General features: G+C 68.1%; 17 protein-coding genes. 11 read left to right on the top strand and 6 right to left on the bottom strand.

The window, feature by feature from the left end; genetic code table 11:
* Window positions 1-93: 93 nt before the first annotated feature.
* The 7 genes from F793_RS0111570 to F793_RS0111540 all read left to right on the top strand — a co-directional run bounded on the left by F793_RS0111570 (window position 94) and on the right by F793_RS0111540 (window position 5,977).
* Window positions 94-576 (top strand): peptidylprolyl isomerase, encoded by a 483-nt coding sequence (locus F793_RS0111570; protein WP_018865786.1) that lies wholly within the window; start codon window positions 94-96, stop codon window positions 574-576.
* Between the two features lie 428 nt (window positions 577-1,004).
* Window positions 1,005-1,805, top strand: coding sequence for an energy transducer TonB (locus F793_RS13875; RefSeq protein WP_369772387.1), 801 nt, complete (start codon window positions 1,005-1,007; stop codon window positions 1,803-1,805).
* Between the two features lie 42 nt (window positions 1,806-1,847).
* Window positions 1,848-2,597: a MotA/TolQ/ExbB proton channel family protein gene (locus F793_RS0111560; RefSeq protein ID WP_018865784.1), complete on the top strand. Its 750-nt coding sequence runs from the start codon at window positions 1,848-1,850 to the stop codon at window positions 2,595-2,597.
* Window positions 2,598-2,600: 3 nt separating this feature from the next.
* On the top strand, window positions 2,601-3,017 hold the full coding sequence (locus tag F793_RS0111555) for a biopolymer transporter ExbD (RefSeq protein WP_018865783.1): 417 nt from the start codon (window positions 2,601-2,603) through the stop codon (window positions 3,015-3,017).
* Window positions 3,014-3,187 (top strand): hemin uptake protein HemP, encoded by a 174-nt coding sequence (gene hemP / locus F793_RS13870; protein ID WP_018865782.1) that lies wholly within the window; start codon window positions 3,014-3,016, stop codon window positions 3,185-3,187. Before F793_RS0111555 ends, hemP begins: the two co-directional genes overlap by 4 nt.
* A 233-nt stretch (window positions 3,188-3,420) precedes the next feature.
* Complete coding sequence (locus F793_RS0111545; protein ID WP_026280885.1) at window positions 3,421-5,559, top strand: TonB-dependent receptor domain-containing protein; 2,139 nt, start codon at window positions 3,421-3,423, stop codon at window positions 5,557-5,559.
* Window positions 5,560-5,788: 229 nt separating this feature from the next.
* Window positions 5,789-5,977, top strand: coding sequence for a hypothetical protein (locus F793_RS0111540; RefSeq protein ID WP_018865780.1), 189 nt, complete (start codon window positions 5,789-5,791; stop codon window positions 5,975-5,977).
* Between the two features lie 96 nt (window positions 5,978-6,073).
* On the opposite strand, the gene F793_RS0111535 is transcribed toward F793_RS0111540, so the two are convergent.
* Window positions 6,074-6,328: a hypothetical protein gene (locus tag F793_RS0111535; protein WP_018877321.1), complete on the bottom strand. Its 255-nt coding sequence runs from the start codon at window positions 6,326-6,328 to the stop codon at window positions 6,074-6,076.
* A 206-nt stretch (window positions 6,329-6,534) separates the two neighbouring features.
* Between F793_RS0111535 and F793_RS0111530 the strand changes: the two genes are divergently transcribed.
* Window positions 6,535-7,212 carry a tetratricopeptide repeat protein gene (locus F793_RS0111530; protein WP_018865778.1) on the top strand — a complete coding sequence of 226 codons (678 nt, stop codon included), beginning with the start codon at window positions 6,535-6,537 and terminating at the stop codon, window positions 7,210-7,212.
* Between the two features lie 249 nt (window positions 7,213-7,461).
* Here F793_RS0111530 and F793_RS0111525 read toward each other — a convergent pair whose 3' ends face one another.
* From F793_RS0111525 to F793_RS0111515, 3 genes are all read right to left on the bottom strand, one after another.
* On the bottom strand, window positions 7,462-7,896 hold the full coding sequence (locus F793_RS0111525; RefSeq protein ID WP_018876090.1) for a hypothetical protein: 435 nt from the start codon (window positions 7,894-7,896) through the stop codon (window positions 7,462-7,464).
* Between the two features lie 53 nt (window positions 7,897-7,949).
* The gene (locus F793_RS0111520) at window positions 7,950-8,165 is read right to left on the bottom strand and encodes a hypothetical protein (RefSeq protein WP_018865776.1); all 216 of its coding nucleotides are present in this window, start codon (window positions 8,163-8,165) and stop codon (window positions 7,950-7,952) included.
* Window positions 8,166-8,255: 90 nt separating this feature from the next.
* Entirely contained in the window at window positions 8,256-9,389 is a 1,134-nt protein-coding gene (locus F793_RS0111515) for a hypothetical protein (RefSeq protein ID WP_018882476.1), read from the bottom strand.
* Window positions 9,390-9,489: 100 nt separating this feature from the next.
* Between F793_RS0111515 and F793_RS0111510 the strand changes: the two genes are divergently transcribed.
* Genes F793_RS0111510 through F793_RS0111500 form a run of 3 tightly spaced genes read left to right on the top strand, consistent with a single transcriptional unit; the run spans window position 9,490 to window position 11,181 of the window.
* A complete protein-coding gene (locus F793_RS0111510; protein ID WP_018865774.1) occupies window positions 9,490-10,191 on the top strand; it encodes a hypothetical protein in 702 nt (233 codons plus the stop codon).
* On the top strand, window positions 10,184-10,696 hold the full coding sequence (locus F793_RS0111505; protein WP_018882475.1) for a YcgN family cysteine cluster protein: 513 nt from the start codon (window positions 10,184-10,186) through the stop codon (window positions 10,694-10,696). Before F793_RS0111510 ends, F793_RS0111505 begins: the two co-directional genes overlap by 8 nt.
* A 2-nt stretch (window positions 10,697-10,698) precedes the next feature.
* Complete coding sequence (locus tag F793_RS0111500; RefSeq protein ID WP_018882474.1) at window positions 10,699-11,181, top strand: gamma-glutamylcyclotransferase; 483 nt, start codon at window positions 10,699-10,701, stop codon at window positions 11,179-11,181.
* A 98-nt stretch (window positions 11,182-11,279) separates the two neighbouring features.
* Here F793_RS0111500 and recN read toward each other — a convergent pair whose 3' ends face one another.
* Together recN and F793_RS0111490 are read right to left on the bottom strand one after the other, a co-directional pair.
* A complete protein-coding gene (gene recN / locus F793_RS0111495; protein ID WP_018882473.1) occupies window positions 11,280-12,941 on the bottom strand; it encodes a DNA repair protein RecN in 1,662 nt (553 codons plus the stop codon).
* 4 nt (window positions 12,942-12,945) lie between these two features.
* Window positions 12,946-13,824 (bottom strand): NAD(+) kinase, encoded by an 879-nt coding sequence (locus F793_RS0111490; protein ID WP_018865770.1) that lies wholly within the window; start codon window positions 13,822-13,824, stop codon window positions 12,946-12,948.
* Window positions 13,825-13,870 lie beyond the last annotated feature (46 nt).

Raw genomic sequence — 13,870 nt, 5'->3', positions numbered from 1 at the left:
CCCGCCGGAAACCGTATCGCCGGCGGGTGGACCTGACGCGCGGCCCTGTTCCGCGTTACCCTTACAAGTTCATGTATTAAGAGGGCAAAGCCCATGCAAGTCGCGCAGAACGCCGTGGTGGCCATCCACTACACCCTGACCAACGACGCTGGCGAGAAGATCGACAGCTCCGAAGGCCGCGAGCCGCTGGCCTACCTGCACGGGAACGGCCAGATCGTCCCGGGCCTGGAGAAGGAGCTGGAAGGCAAGGCCGCCGGTGACAAGGTCCAGGCCAAGGTCTCCCCGGCAGAAGGCTATGGCGAGAAGATCGATGCCATGGTCCAGGAGATCCCGATGGATGCGTTCCAGGGCGTCGAATCCGTCGAGCCGGGCATGCAATTCCAGGCGCAGACCGAAAATGGCCCGCTGACCGTCACCGTGACCAAGGTCGAGGGCGATACCGCCACGGTCGACGGGAACCACCCGCTGGCCGGCGAGACCCTGAACTTCGACGTCGAGATCGTCGAGGTCCGCGAGGCCTCCGCCGAAGAGCTGGAGCACGGCCACGCCCATGGCGAGGGCGGTCACCAGCACTGAGCGTGCCGGGCCGGCGCCACGCTGGCCTGACCACGAGGCGTGAAGGCTCGCCAGTCCGACCCGCTCCGGTGCCGCCGGGGCGGGTTTTTTCGTTCCGGGCCCGCCCGATGTGCCGTGCTCGGGGCTTCATTTCCGATAGTGATATTGCAAACCATTCTCATTCCGTATAGGGTGCCCTCCGTTGATGGCAACGGCGACCGGATCATCCTCCGCGCCCGCCACGATCACCGGACCCGGCTGAAGGTGTCCAGTCCTTGCAGCGAGCGTGCTCGATGATGGCCAAACGTACGAACACAACTCCCCCCGGACGCCGGCGAACGCTGGCGCTGGGGGTGGCCGCCAGCTTCGCGCTGCATGCCGGAGTGCTGGGTTCGCTTTGGGTCATGCGCGATGCCGAGCCGGAATCCATAGGCACCCGGGGCGGTGGCATGGAGGCCCACTGGGTCGATCTGGATAGCGTCCTGCCGGGCGAGCCGGCGATTGAACCCGAGGCCGTTGCGGAGACACTGGACGAACCGGAACCGGAACCGGAACCGGAACCGGAACCGGAACCGGAACCGGAACCGGAACCGGAACCGGAACCGGAACCGGAACCAGAGCCAGAGCCAGAGCCAGAGCCAGAGCCAGAGCCAGAGCCAGAGCCAGAGCCAGAGCCAGAGCCAGAGCCGGAGCCGGAGCCGGAGCCGGAGCCGGAGCCAGAGCCAGAGCCAGAGCCGGAGCCGGAGCCAGAGCCGGAGCCAGAGCCAGAGCCAGAGCCAGAGCCGGAGCCGGAGCCGGAGCCGGAGCCAGAGCCAGAGCCAGAGCCAGAGCCAGAACCGGAGCCAGAACCGGAGCCAGAACCGGAACCAGAGCCGGAACCAGAGCCGGCCGGATTCACCCCGGAGCGGGACGAGGGGGCGGAGACGGGCGCGACCGCCAGTGGGCCGGCGGGGCAGGAGGACGAGCCCTTCGAGGAGCCGGGTTTCGGGGCGGATTACCTGAGCAATCCGCCGCCCGACTATCCGCGGATCTCGCTGCGTCGTGGCGAGGAGGGGACCGTGCTCCTGCGGGTCCGGGTTTCCGCGCAGGGGCAGCCGCTGGACTGGTCGGTGGAGGAGAGCAGTGGCCACCGGCGTCTGGACGAGGCCGCTCAGGCAGCGATCGAGCACTGGGAGTTCGAGCCGGCGCGCCGTGGCGGCCGCGCGGTGGAGGGCGTGGTCCTGGTGCCAATGGAATTTTCGATTCGATAAACGCGTGAGCCCCGCCGCAGGGGCGCCGTCGAGGATGACTGCATGAACGAGTTCGATGTTTTCTACGTGTTTCGCCATGGCGACCCGGTGCTGATCGCGGTCTTCCTGGTCCTGCTGGTGATGTCGGTGGCGACCTGGGCGATTGCCGCGAGCAAGCTGTTCACGCTGTTCGGTGTGCGCCGCGACAACCGCGCGACGCTGGAGGCCTTTGATGCGAGCCAGACGGCGCCGGCCTTTCACGATGCGATCCGTGATCAGCGCGGTCCGCTGGCGGCGATCGGCCAGGAGGCGTTCGCGGCGTTCGACGACTATCGCGGTGTGCGGGATGGCTCGGACAAGGCCGAGCAGCGTCTGGACGACCACGTGGTGCGCCGAATCCGCCAGGCGATGGACCGCCAGCTGTTGCGCATGCAGGCCGGCAACATCGTGTTCGCCTCGGTCGGGGCGCTGGCACCGTTCGTCGGGCTTCTGGGTACGGTCTGGGGGATCCACGGCGCGCTGATCGACATCTCGCAGGAGTCGTCGGTATCCATGGACCTGGTCGCCGGGCCGCTCGGTGAGGCCCTGGTGGCGACGGCCGCCGGTCTGGCCGCGGCCATTCCGGCGGTCGCATTCTTCAATATCTTCAATCGTTCCCAGCGTCTGCTGCACCAGGATTTCGAGGCCTTCGCGCATGATGTGCATGCCCTGCTGATGCACTCTGACCTGATGCCGGGCAATGCACGCCAGGCCCGCGACCGCCGTACCGATCCGCATGCGCTGCCGGACGACGGCCTGCATCAGGGGGTATGAGCGATGGCCTTCGGACGCATGGGTGATTCCAACGAGCCGATGTCGGACATGAACGTGATCCCGCTGGTGGATGTGATGCTGGTGCTGCTGGTGATCTTCATCATCACCGCGCCGGTGATCACACACTCGGTGGATCTGGATCTTCCCCAGGCCACCAGCGAGCCGGTGGACGAACTGCCCGAAAGCGTCACCCTGGCGCTGGACGGGGGTGGCGATCTCTACTGGAACAACGAGCCGATTGCGCTGGAGCAGCTCCCGACGCGCCTGCGCGATGTGCTCGAGACACAACCGGACGTCGCGATCTACCTGCGCGCGGACCGCGACACCCGCTACGAGCGGCTGGCCCGGGTGATGGCCGAGGTGCGCCAGTCCGGGGTGGGCCGCATGGCCTTCGTCTCCGAACCGGAGGGGGAACGATGAATTCCGGCTCTTCTGAATCGGTCAAGCCCGCCGCCCGCGAGCAGACGGGCCCGCGCGAGATCGCCAGCGAACAGTTGCTGGGACCCGCGCGGCAGATCCGCATCTGCCACCGTGGCGAGTGGTACACCTTGCGCCGCACCGCGAACGACAAGCTGATCCTGACCAAGTAGAGCCACACGAAACACCCGTCACGGTCCGTACCGTGACACCTGCCAGCCAGGGGAGCCCCTCCCTCAGCCAGCCTCCAATCCGTCACCGATCCGCGGCGTCTCGACGTCCGGGCGGTATTGATACTGGCTATTCAAGGGAGACCACCATGGCTCGAAACCACCAGCCGACCCACCGAACCGAACCGCGAGCAACGCGTTCGCCCATCCACGGCGCCTGGAAACGGCGGGCGATCGTGCTCGCGATCGCCGGGGTCGCGGGTATTCCCGCGCTCCATGCCCAGGAAGCCGACCCAGGGACAGTCCCCGAACCCGAGGTCCGGCTTGCGCCGGTCCAGATTCTCGGGGATGTGACCGCGACACAGCGGCTGCCCGGTTCGGCGGCCGTTGTCGGGCGTGAACAGCTGGAAACTGAAGGGACCACCGATATCCATCAGGCGCTCAAGACGGTGCCCGGCGTCTATGTCCGAGAGGAGGATGGCGCGGGCCTGCGGCCGAATATCGGTATCCGGGCGGCGCCGCCGGGGCGCAGCAGCAAGGTGACCCTGATGGAGGACAACGTATTGATCGCCCCGGCCCCGTATTCCAACCCGGCGGCCTACTATTTCCCGACCGCCAAGCGGATCCACGAGATCGAGGTACTGAAGGGAGCGCCATTGCTGCGCCATGGCCCCCAGACGACCGGGGGGGTGATCAACCTGGTGTCCACGCCACTCCCCCGCGAACGTGAAGGGTCCATCGAGGCGGTGGTGAACGATCGCGGCGGCACCGATGTGCATGCCATGTTTGGCGACCGTTCCGGCGACTGGAGCTACATGATCGAGACGGTCCAGCGGGACGGGGCCGGTTTCAAGGACATCGATCGCAGCAACCGGGATACCGGGTACGACATCCAGGACTATGTCGGAAAACTGCGCTGGGAGGGTGAGCGCCAGAGCATCGAGACCAAGATCCAGTATTCGGAGGAGACCTCGAACGAGACCTACCTCGGTCTGACCGACGAGGATTTCGCGCGGGACCCCAACCGGCGATACGGCCTTTCCGAGATCGACCAGATGAATAACGATCACCTCGGGCTGAGCCTGACGCACGACATCGACTGGTCGGATCGCGTACGCATGACCACCACCCTGTACCGCAACGAATTCGCGCGTAACTGGTTCAAACTTGGTGGCGGCAGTGCGTTTATCGACGACGCCAACCAGGGGGATGCCACCGCGCAGCGGATCCTCCGGGGCGAGGAGGATGTTGCGGACCTGACGTATCGCAACAACAACCGCGAGTATGTCTCCGAGGGTGTCCAGACCGAGTTGAGCATGGACTTCGGGGACCACTGGCTGCGCGCGGGTGCCCGCTATCATCAGGACGAGATGGATCGGTTCCAGCCGGATGATATCTATGACCAGGTGAACGGCTCGCTGGTCTACCAGGATACGATCCAGCCGACGGGCAGCAACAACCGGTTCGAGGATGCCAAGGCCTGGAGTTTCTGGGTGGCCGACGAGTGGTACGTGAACGATCGGCTGACCGCCAACCTCCTGCTGCGCTACGAGGACGTCGAGACCTCGCGTACTCAATACGGCGACGCGCAGCGCACGGTTGTGGACTCCCGGCGTTCCAATTCGAGCAGCATCTGGTTGCCCGGGGCCTCGCTTACCTATGACGTGACGGATCGCTGGCAGGTCCTTGCCGGCGTACACCGGGGATTTGCCCCCCTGGGCGGCGGTGCGACCGAGGAACAGGATCCGGAAACCAGCACCAACTGGGAACTGGGTGCCCGTTATCAGGGTGATAACGCCTTCGTCGAGGCCATCGGCTTCTACAGCGATTTCTCCGACTTCGTGCAGAACTGCTCGATCGCCACGCCCTGCTCGGACGGATCCACCTCCGGGACCTTCACCACCGGCGAGGCGGTGATTTCCGGTCTGGAACTGCGTACGTCCACAAGCATGGATCTCGGCAGCTTCCGGGCCCCGCTGGAGGCTAGCTATACCTACACCAGCGCCGAATACAGCGCGGACAACGCGGTTTCCGGTGTGCAGAAGGGAGACCGCCTGCAGGCGATCCCGCGTCACCAGTTCAGTCTGCGCGCGGGGCTCGAGCATGGCAGTGGCTGGAACAACTACGCCATCCTGAAGTACATCGACGAGACCTGCAGCAGTGACGGCTGCAATCGTGCGTCGGGGGACTTCAACCGTACCGAGTCGCTGACCACGCTGGACCTGGTAAGCCGCTATCCGTTGGGTAAGGACACTGACTTGTTCGTGCGCGCCACCAATGTGCTGGACGAGCAGAGCATCATCTCGCGGTACCCGGACGGGGCCCGGCCCAATGAGCCGCGCACCTTCTCGGTGGGCCTGAAGCACCGCTTCTGAGACCCCCGAACGGGGTTTGCATGTGCCTCCGATTGGCCGCGGCGTTGTCCGCGGCCTTTTTTATGGATCGGTTTCCGTGGGTGTGCATCACAGTTTGCAGGCCCAGGGCCCGAACGAATCGAACCAACGGCGCTCAACCGGGCCTTAGTGCCGAGTGTCCCGACGGCGGGTGATCCGCCCGTGCGTAGGGAATGATCCGGAACGGACTGCAACGGTAAAGGAGAACACCATGTGGAAATCACGACTGACGATTCTGATGCTTGCCCTGATGATGGCGCTGGGCAGCGCGACCCTCGCGGGGTGTGACAATCAGGGCCCGGCGGAAGAGGCCGGTGAGAACATCGATGACGCCATGGACGATGCTGGCGACGCGATGGAGGATGCCGGGGACGAGATGGAGGATACCTTCAGCGACTGATCCCGGCTGAGCCGAAACAAGAAGCCCCGGCACGCGCGGCGTGCCGGGGCTTTTTTGCTTCATCCGGATTGGACGCCCCTGCAGGGCGTCCGGGGGTCAGAAGTTGCCGTCACCCTCCGGTTCCATGCCGCCATCGGACGGGGGTTGCTGCATCTCGCCCTCTTGCGGCGGCTCCTGCATGCTCCCTTCGGGTGGCGGGGCGCTCTGCATGCCGCCTTCACCCCCCTCGGGCTGTTCCTGCATCTGTTGTTCCTCGAACTCGTCCATGCCCATGTCGCCGTCGGAGCAGCCCATCAGAAGTACAAAGGGTGCGATGGCCGCGGCGGCCAGAATCTTGGTGGAATGCTTCATGGAAACTCCTGTCCATTGAGGTGGATGTAAACGCGCAACTGCGTTCACACCTCTTGACCCTTGAGCCCCCTCCGGTGTTTCGGGAAATTCATCACAGCTTTGCGTTTCGCCCGGGGCGTGGTTTCTGTCACGCATCCTCGTGCGGTTTGTCGACGGCCCTTCGCGGGGTCGCTAGAGTGAGACAAAGGCAATTCCGGACGGCAGTGATGGCGCAATCCTCTTCGCAAGAATCTCTCCTGGAGCAGGCTCGCAATGCCTGGGCCCGCGGCGAACACGCCGTCGCGATGACCCTCTGGCGGCAGGGGGCCGAGGCCGGGGACCCGCAGTGCGCCTTCAACCTGGGGGTCCTGCTGGATGAGGGGCAGCACCTGCCGCGGGATCCCCTCGAGGCCGCGCAGTGGTATCAGCGTTCGGCCGAGGCCGGGTTCCCGGATGCCGCCTTCAACCTGGCCGTCCTGTTCGAGCAGGGGGACGGCCTGGAGGCGAACCCCAACGAGGCGGCCCGCTGGTTCCATATTGCCGCGGAGCGCGGGAATGCCCAGGCGATGTTCAACCTGGGGCTCAAGTTCGACGAGGGCCGGGGCCTGCCGCAGGATGCGGAACAGGCGGCCCAGTGGTATCTGCTGGCGGCCGAGGCCGGCGAGGGGCGCGGTGCCGCCAATCTCGCGCGGCTGTTCGCGATGGGCGAGGGCGTGGAACGCTCCGATGTGTCGGCGTTCAAGTGGTATGCGATCGCGGCGGAGATGGGGATCGCGAGCGCGGCGCGTTACCGCGAGCGCGTGGCGCGCGAGCTGAGCCCCGACGAGCGCCTGCACGCGGGCGAACGCGCCCAGGAGTGGCTGCAGAACCAGGCACAGGCCAAGGCAGCGCCGCGCCTGCAGTAGCCGGCACGGCCGCCTGTCAGGGGTGCAACCTGAAGGAAGCGCCGGGATCTCGCGAGCCGATCGCCACGGTGCTGCGCACCTCGCGATGACGGCTGATCGGTGCTGTTGGTGTTCGGGATGACGAGAGCGTGGGGGTGGCGTGTCACGCAGGGCCTGAGGGCACTGCGTCATGACCCCAACGCGCTTCTTCCGATCTTCCGGGCCTTCCAGTGAAGCGCTGTGGACCTTCTTCGTGCGCTCCGCGGAGGGCTAGACCACCACGTTCAGTTCGCGGCGTGGCTCCTCGGCCGGCCCGGCCAGACTGACCGCGAGTTCCACGCGGCGGCGCAGGGCCTCGACACCGACGCCGCCCAGCACGCCACCGTCCGGCGCCGCGGCCCCTTCGGCGTCATTGCCACTGCGGAAGGCCTCGATCTGGGCCGCGACCCGGGCCCGCGAGGCCATCTCCTGTTCCGAGCGCGGGGGGAAGGCCAGGCCCTGGTCCTGTTCGGCATCGCCGCGGCGGTTCTCGTCCTGTTCCGCGCGATCCTCGATCGGGCGGCGGGCCTCGCCGGCCTCGGGGTCGTTCAGCGGGCGATCGAAATCGGCCGGGGTGGAGAGCTGCCCCAGGCCCAGCCGGTCGCTGCCGGTCGGGCGTGTGCCGACCGGTACCGCAGCAGACGGGTTGGTGACCGGGACTTCCATCGCGTAACTCGGCGAGCCTCCTGGTAAGGCGTGTTCTCAGGCGTTGCCCGGATTCAGGCGCGTACGTCCAGCAACGAGCCGATCATCCGGTCCTCGGCCTGCAGGGTCTTCACCGAGGCCTCGACCTGATTCTGGCTGGCGATCATGCCCACCTGGGCACCCATACTCTCGCGACTGCCCGCGTTCTCGGTGGCCACCGTGTGGGCCTGCTGGCGCATGCTGGTCATGCCCTTCTGGATGCCCGCGAGGGAGTGGCTGGCGTCGATCATGTGCGTGAACCTGTCCGGTAAACCTGTAACTCGTTGACCCGATTATAGATCAATTAGTTGCATTTCACCGCCCGGCGGCTCCGCGCCGGGTCAGGCGGGGGCGAGCAGGGCCTGCAGGCGGGCGTGCACCGCGGCGCGTGCGCCGGACTGGCGGGACTGCCATTCAGCGAGGCGTGCGCGCCGTGCCGCCGGGTCGATCCCCTCCGCGAGGCGCGCGAGCACCTCGTCGGCCACCTGCTCGGGGTCCTCGCCGCGGGCGACGAGGCCGGTGTGCTCGGCGGCGATACGCAGTCGCGTGGCGGCATCCGGGTGGCGTTCATGCTCCGCCGGGCCGCAGATGACCGCGCTGCCACAGGCCAGCGGCAGGCCCAGGTCGGGCGGGGTCTCGCTGGCGGCCAGGGTGCCGCCCGGCAGGGTCACCTGGGCGCAGGTGTAGGCGGCGTGCACCGTCTCCGGATCCTCGATGTAGTAGACCCGGTTCTTGCGCGGCACGAAGGAGGTCATAAAGCGGTTGTGGCGGATGATCGGCAGCGAGTACTTGATGGCGTCGCGATAGACCGGCTCGTGACGGGCCGGGTCCGCGGGAGCCAGCAGCAGGATGGCCGCGCTCTTGCGCAGAACCGCGAACAGCACGGCAAACGCGAAGGCCTCCTCGCCCGGGCCGGTGTTGGGTGCCAGCAGGATCGGATGGCCCTTTTCGTGGTATTCGCGAAAGCGTTCGCAGAATGCGCTGGAGTCGGACGGCGGGGCCGGCAGTTCCACCGCCCCGGCGATCGGGTCGCCGATCACTTCGGCGATCCCGGGGGCCGGGGCGTCTTCGCGCGCCGCGAACACGGCATCCCACTCGACGCCCCCGGTGTCGCCCTCGGCATTCACCCAGATGCGCGGTGCATGGAGCGAGGCCAGTGCGGGGCCCAGGTCGTGCTCGCCGGCCCGCAGGGGCCCGATGACCACGACGGCGCGCGGCCGCAGCCGCGCCAGACGCGGGGCCGCCAGGTCCGGGCGCATCGCCAGCGCCGGGGTGGCATCCATCAAGCCGGCCGCCTCGCGGTCATGGCCGCAGTCGGTGACCCCCAGCGTGATCGGCCCGACGGCGTCGGCCAGCTCCGCGAGCCAGTCGGCGGCCGTCTCGAGGGTGGCCCGCGGGGCGAGGATCAGGATGCGCCCGCCGCTGTCGCCGGGGACGGAGCGGGCGGTGATCCAGGCAGACAAACGTGCGAACATGGCGGGCTGGTATCCGGTGGTCGGGCGAGCGTCGCATTATACGAGGCGGCATGGCGCGCCCGCCACGGCCGGGCTTTGTGTCTTCAAGGGGAATTGCGCGATGCATGTACGCTGGATCATCGGGCTGGTGGCGATGGGGGTCATCCTGGCGCTGGCCATGTGGGTCTACTCCAACCCGGGTGGCATGCGCAGTCAGCAGTTCTCCGACCTTCCGTGGCAGATCGAGGTAGGGGATCGTCAGCGCACGCGGGTGCTGGGCATCGTGCTGGGCGAGACCACCATGGCCGACCTGATGGGCCGCCTGCCGGTGCCGGACATCCGCCTGTTCGTGGATGCCGACGGTTCGCGTTCGGTGGAGGCCTACTACGTGAACGCGCGCATCCCCCCGTTCGAGGCCAACCTGATCCTGCGCCCGGATCTGGATGAGGCGGCGCTGGACCGGATCGAGGCCGAGACGACGTCCGAGCGGCCCATGCCCAGCGGGGCCCGGCGCTACGGACTGAGCGACGACGCCCTGACATCGCTGGGCAACGTCCCGATCGTCGAGATGAGCTACATCCCGCGCGCCCACTGGACCGAGGACCTGATTACCCAGCGTTTTGGCGAGCCGCGCGAGCGCCTGCGCATGGACTCCGATCACAGCTACTGGCTCTACCCCGAGGACGGGCTGGCCATTCTGGTCCCGCGCCGCGGGCGTGTGCTGATGCACTACGTGACCCAGGAGCGCTGGGGACAGACCGTGGAACGCCTGCGCGACGAAGGGCGCCGCCGCCTGGGCGAGGACTACGGGGATCATGAGTGAATCGGCCGCGCCGGATGCCCGCCCGTTCTGGGAGCGCCCGCTCGAGACCCTGAGCCACGAAGAGTGGGAGGCCCTGTGCGACGGCTGCGGGCGCTGCTGCCTGCACAAGCTGGAAGACGAGGACTCGGGCGAGCTGGCCTTTACCTGGCTGGCCTGCGACCTGCTCGACTGCGAGACCGGTTTCTGCTCGGACTACGCCAACCGCCGGGACTTCGTGCCGGACTGCATCCAGCTGACCCGAAAGGACCTGCCCCACTATCACTGGTTGCCGCCCACCTGTGCCTATCGCCTGCGTTTCGAGGGCCACCCGCTGCCGACCTGGCACCCTCTGCTGACGGGCGATCCGGAGACGGTCAAGCGCGCCCGCGTCTCGGTGGCCGGCCGGGTCATCCGCGAGTGTGATGCCCCCGACCTCCCCCTGATCGACTACGTGGTCGATTGGCCCGGTGAGGTGCCGGAGTCCGCGCGTCTGTGGCGCCCGGTGGTGCGGCTCCCCCAGGAATAGCGATGTCGCGATACGTCGATCTGTTCGTGTACGGGACGTTGAAACAGGGCTTCGCCAACCACCGCGCGTTCTGCTCCAGCGCCCTCCGGGTTCGCGCCGCGACCATTGCCGGGTCGCTCTACGGCCTACCCGTGGGATATCCCGCCGTACAGATCCCCGCCGACAGCATTCTGCTAAATGCCGGGCAGGACCCGGCCCGTGACGCGGGGCGTCAGCGCCGCTTCCGGGGGCTCGCGCCATCAGCCCCGGATGCGGCGCAGGAGCTTGTGCACGGCGAGTGGATTCGCCTGCCCGATCCGCCGCGGGCCCTGCCGCGCGTCGACGCCCTGGAGGGTGTGCGCCCGGACGGCCGCGGGGAGTATCGCCGGGCCCTGGTGCCCGCCTGGACCGAGGATGGTCCCACGGCCCTCTGGGTCTACTGGATGCCGCGTCTGCCACCCGGTGCGCGCCATCTGGCGGACGGCATCTGGCCGGCGCGGTCCTGAACCGCATGGTTCAGCGGTGGTGATCCTGTAGCGCCCGCTCCACGATCCGCTGCGCTCATCGCATCCTGCGTGTTGTCCTTTGTGGCCTTCGTGCTGGACTAACCGGCGGAGGACAGGAGTTCGCGGGCGTGGGTGCGGGTGGTCTCGGTGAGCTGGGTGCCGCCGATCAGGCGGGCCAGGGCCTCGACGCGGCGCTCGTCGTCCAGCGGCTGGATGGCAGTGCGGGTGCCGTCCTTGCCGTGCGATTTCTGCACCTCCAGCTGCTGGTGGGCCTGGGCGGCGACCTGGGCCAGATGGGTCACGCACAGGACCTGATGGCGCTCGCCCAGGGTGCGCAGCTTGCGCCCGACGACCTCGGCGACCGCGCCGCTGATGCCGCTGTCGACCTCGTCGAAGATCAGCGTGGGTACGGTCTGCTGCTGGCTGGCCAGCACCTGTAGCGCGAGCCCGATACGCGAGAGCTCGCCGCCGGAGGCGACCTTCGCCATCGGCTGGGGGGCGGCGCCGGGGTTCGCGGCGACGCGGAACTCGATGTGATCCACACCGTGCGCCTGTGGCTTGTCGGCGGGCTCGATGGCGATCTCGAAGTGGCCGCCGGCCATGCCCAGCTCCTGCATGGTGTCGGTGACCGCCTGGCCGATGCGTTTGGCGGTCTGCTGGCGGGCCTTGCTCAGCGCCTTGGCAGCCGAGTCGAAGGCGGTACGGGTCTCCTGTTCGCGCGCCTCCAGGGCCTCGAGGGTCTGGTCGCCGTTCTCCAGGGCGTCCCGCTCGGTCTGCAGTTCGTCGTGCAGGCCCGGGAGGGCCTCGGGATCGACCCGGTGCTTGCGCGCCAGGCGCAGGTACTCGCCGACGCGCTGGTCCAGCTCGGCCAGGCGTTCCGGGTCCAGTTCGATGCCGTCGGCCAGCCGACGCAGGGTGTCGCCGGCCTCAGTGATCTGGATGCGCGCGGACTCCAGCAGCTCCAGCGTCGGGTTCACCCGTTCGTCGTGCTGCGCGGCGTCCTGCAGCGCGTGCAGCACATGGCCGATCTGGGCATCGACGCCGGCGTCGTCCTCGATCTGCTGGCTGGCGGTCTGCAGCGCGCTCAGCACCTCGGTGCCGTGGGCGAGCTGGTTCTGCTCGGCCAGCAGTTGCGGGTATTCGTCCTGGACCGGGGCCAGTTCGGCCAGCTCGGTGGTCTGGAAACGCAGCAGGTCGAGGCGGTCGGAGGTGTCGGCCTGGCTCTCGCGGGCCTGCTCCAGCGCGCGGGCGGCCTCGCGCCAGGCCGTGTGGGCCTCGCGCACGTGGGAGACCCGGTCGCCTTCGAGGAAGCCGTCCAGCCAGAGGCGCTGGGTGTCGCGCTGCAATAGCTGCTGATGGGCGTGCTGGCCGTGGATGTCCACCAGCCACTCGCCCAATGTGCGCAGCTGGCCGACCGCGACCGGGCGGCCGTTGATCCAGGCGCGGCTCTTGCCCTGGCGGGTCAGGACCCGGCGCAGCAGCACCGCGTCGTCGTCGGGGTCCGCCAGATCCTGCTCGGCCAGCCATGCGCCGGCCGGGCCCTGCCCGGGCAGGGCGAACTCCGCGGACAGGTCGGCCTGTTCGGCCCCCTCGCGCACCATGCCGGCGTCGGCGCGGTCGCCCAGCAGCTGGCCGATCACGTCGATCAGGATGGACTTGCCTGCCCCGGTCTCGCCGGTCAGGGCGCTCAGGCCCGTGTCCAGCTCCAGTTCCAGCTGGTCGATGATGGCGAAGTCGCGGATGCTGATCAGTCGCAGCATGGGATCAGGGCTGCTCGCCCCAGCGCAGCTTGGTTCGCAGCACGCGCAGGAAGTGATGTTCGCGGGGATGGATCAGGGTCAGGGCCTGTTCGCGACGGTGGATGCGCAGCAGGTCGCCCGGGGCGAAGTCCACGTTCTCCTGGCCATCCAGCGCGACCTGGGCCGGGGAACGGCTGCCACTGGACAGGCGGATCTCCACCGTGGAGCGGCCGCTGACCACCAGCGGGCGGTGGTTCAGGCTGTGCGGGCACACCGGGACCATGACCATCGCGTCCAGCTGCGGGGTCAGGATCGGCCCGCCGGCGGACAGGGCGTAGGCGGTGGAACCCGTGGGCGTGGCCACCACCAGGCCATCGGCGCGCAGCCGGCCGACGTCCATGCCGTCGATCGCGGTGTCGAACTCGATGATGCGCACCACGCTCAGTACATGGACCACGACGTCGTTCAGCGCGATCCCGTGGTGGATGGTGACCCCGTCGCGGATCAGCTCGGCCTCCAGCATCGCCCGCGGCTCGCGCTCGAAGGCCCCGTCCAGGACCTCGCCCAGTTCCTCCGGGGCGGTGTCCGGGGAGACATCCACGAGAAATCCCAGGCGACCCAGGTTGATCCCCAGCAGCGGCGTGTCGGCATCGGCGACCTTGCGGGCGGTGGCCAGCAGGGTTCCGTCGCCGCCGATGACGATCAGCAGATCGACCGCGCTGGCCAGCTCCTCCAGCGGCAGGAGCCCGACCCGCTCCGGACGCTCGAAGCCGTCGATCTCCTGTTCCATGAAGACCTGGCGGCCGCGCTCCTGCAGCAGACCGACCAGCGTGGCGACCAGCGGTGCGGTGCGCGAATCGCTGGTCTTGCCGACCAGCCCGACCTTGTTGAAGTCTGGCATCATGCCGGCATTATCCGGAAAAGGGACCGCGACTGCACCCGGGGTTTCT

The sequence above is a fragment of the Thioalkalivibrio sp. ALE22 genome (assembly GCF_000381445.1).
GTDB lineage: Bacteria > Pseudomonadota > Gammaproteobacteria > Ectothiorhodospirales > Ectothiorhodospiraceae > Thioalkalivibrio.
Note: the sequence above shows the minus strand (reverse complement) of the source record. Positions and strands in the feature narration are given on the sequence as shown.

Bases quoted from the DNA above. Each gene is read 5' to 3' on its own strand.
- F793_RS0111570 (WP_018865786.1), top strand. From the start codon at position 94: ATGCAAGTCGCGCAGAACGCCGTGGTGGCCATCCACTACACCCTGACC.
- F793_RS13875 (WP_369772387.1), top strand. From the start codon at position 1,005: ATGGAGGCCCACTGGGTCGATCTGGATAGCGTCCTGCCGGGCGAGCCG.
- F793_RS0111560 (WP_018865784.1), top strand. From the start codon at position 1,848: ATGAACGAGTTCGATGTTTTCTACGTGTTTCGCCATGGCGACCCGGTG.
- F793_RS0111555 (WP_018865783.1), top strand. From the start codon at position 2,601: ATGGCCTTCGGACGCATGGGTGATTCCAACGAGCCGATGTCGGACATG.
- hemP (WP_018865782.1), top strand. From the start codon at position 3,014: ATGAATTCCGGCTCTTCTGAATCGGTCAAGCCCGCCGCCCGCGAGCAG.
- F793_RS0111540 (WP_018865780.1), top strand. From the start codon at position 5,789: ATGTGGAAATCACGACTGACGATTCTGATGCTTGCCCTGATGATGGCG.
- F793_RS0111535 (WP_018877321.1), bottom strand. From the start codon at position 6,328: ATGAAGCATTCCACCAAGATTCTGGCCGCCGCGGCCATCGCACCCTTT.
- F793_RS0111530 (WP_018865778.1), top strand. From the start codon at position 6,535: ATGGCGCAATCCTCTTCGCAAGAATCTCTCCTGGAGCAGGCTCGCAAT.
- F793_RS0111525 (WP_018876090.1), bottom strand. From the start codon at position 7,896: ATGGAAGTCCCGGTCACCAACCCGTCTGCTGCGGTACCGGTCGGCACA.
- F793_RS0111520 (WP_018865776.1), bottom strand. From the start codon at position 8,165: ATGATCGACGCCAGCCACTCCCTCGCGGGCATCCAGAAGGGCATGACC.
- F793_RS0111515 (WP_018882476.1), bottom strand. From the start codon at position 9,389: ATGTTCGCACGTTTGTCTGCCTGGATCACCGCCCGCTCCGTCCCCGGC.
- F793_RS0111510 (WP_018865774.1), top strand. From the start codon at position 9,490: ATGCATGTACGCTGGATCATCGGGCTGGTGGCGATGGGGGTCATCCTG.
- F793_RS0111505 (WP_018882475.1), top strand. From the start codon at position 10,184: ATGAGTGAATCGGCCGCGCCGGATGCCCGCCCGTTCTGGGAGCGCCCG.
- F793_RS0111500 (WP_018882474.1), top strand. From the start codon at position 10,699: ATGTCGCGATACGTCGATCTGTTCGTGTACGGGACGTTGAAACAGGGC.
- recN (WP_018882473.1), bottom strand. From the start codon at position 12,941: ATGCTGCGACTGATCAGCATCCGCGACTTCGCCATCATCGACCAGCTG.
- F793_RS0111490 (WP_018865770.1), bottom strand. From the start codon at position 13,824: ATGATGCCAGACTTCAACAAGGTCGGGCTGGTCGGCAAGACCAGCGAT.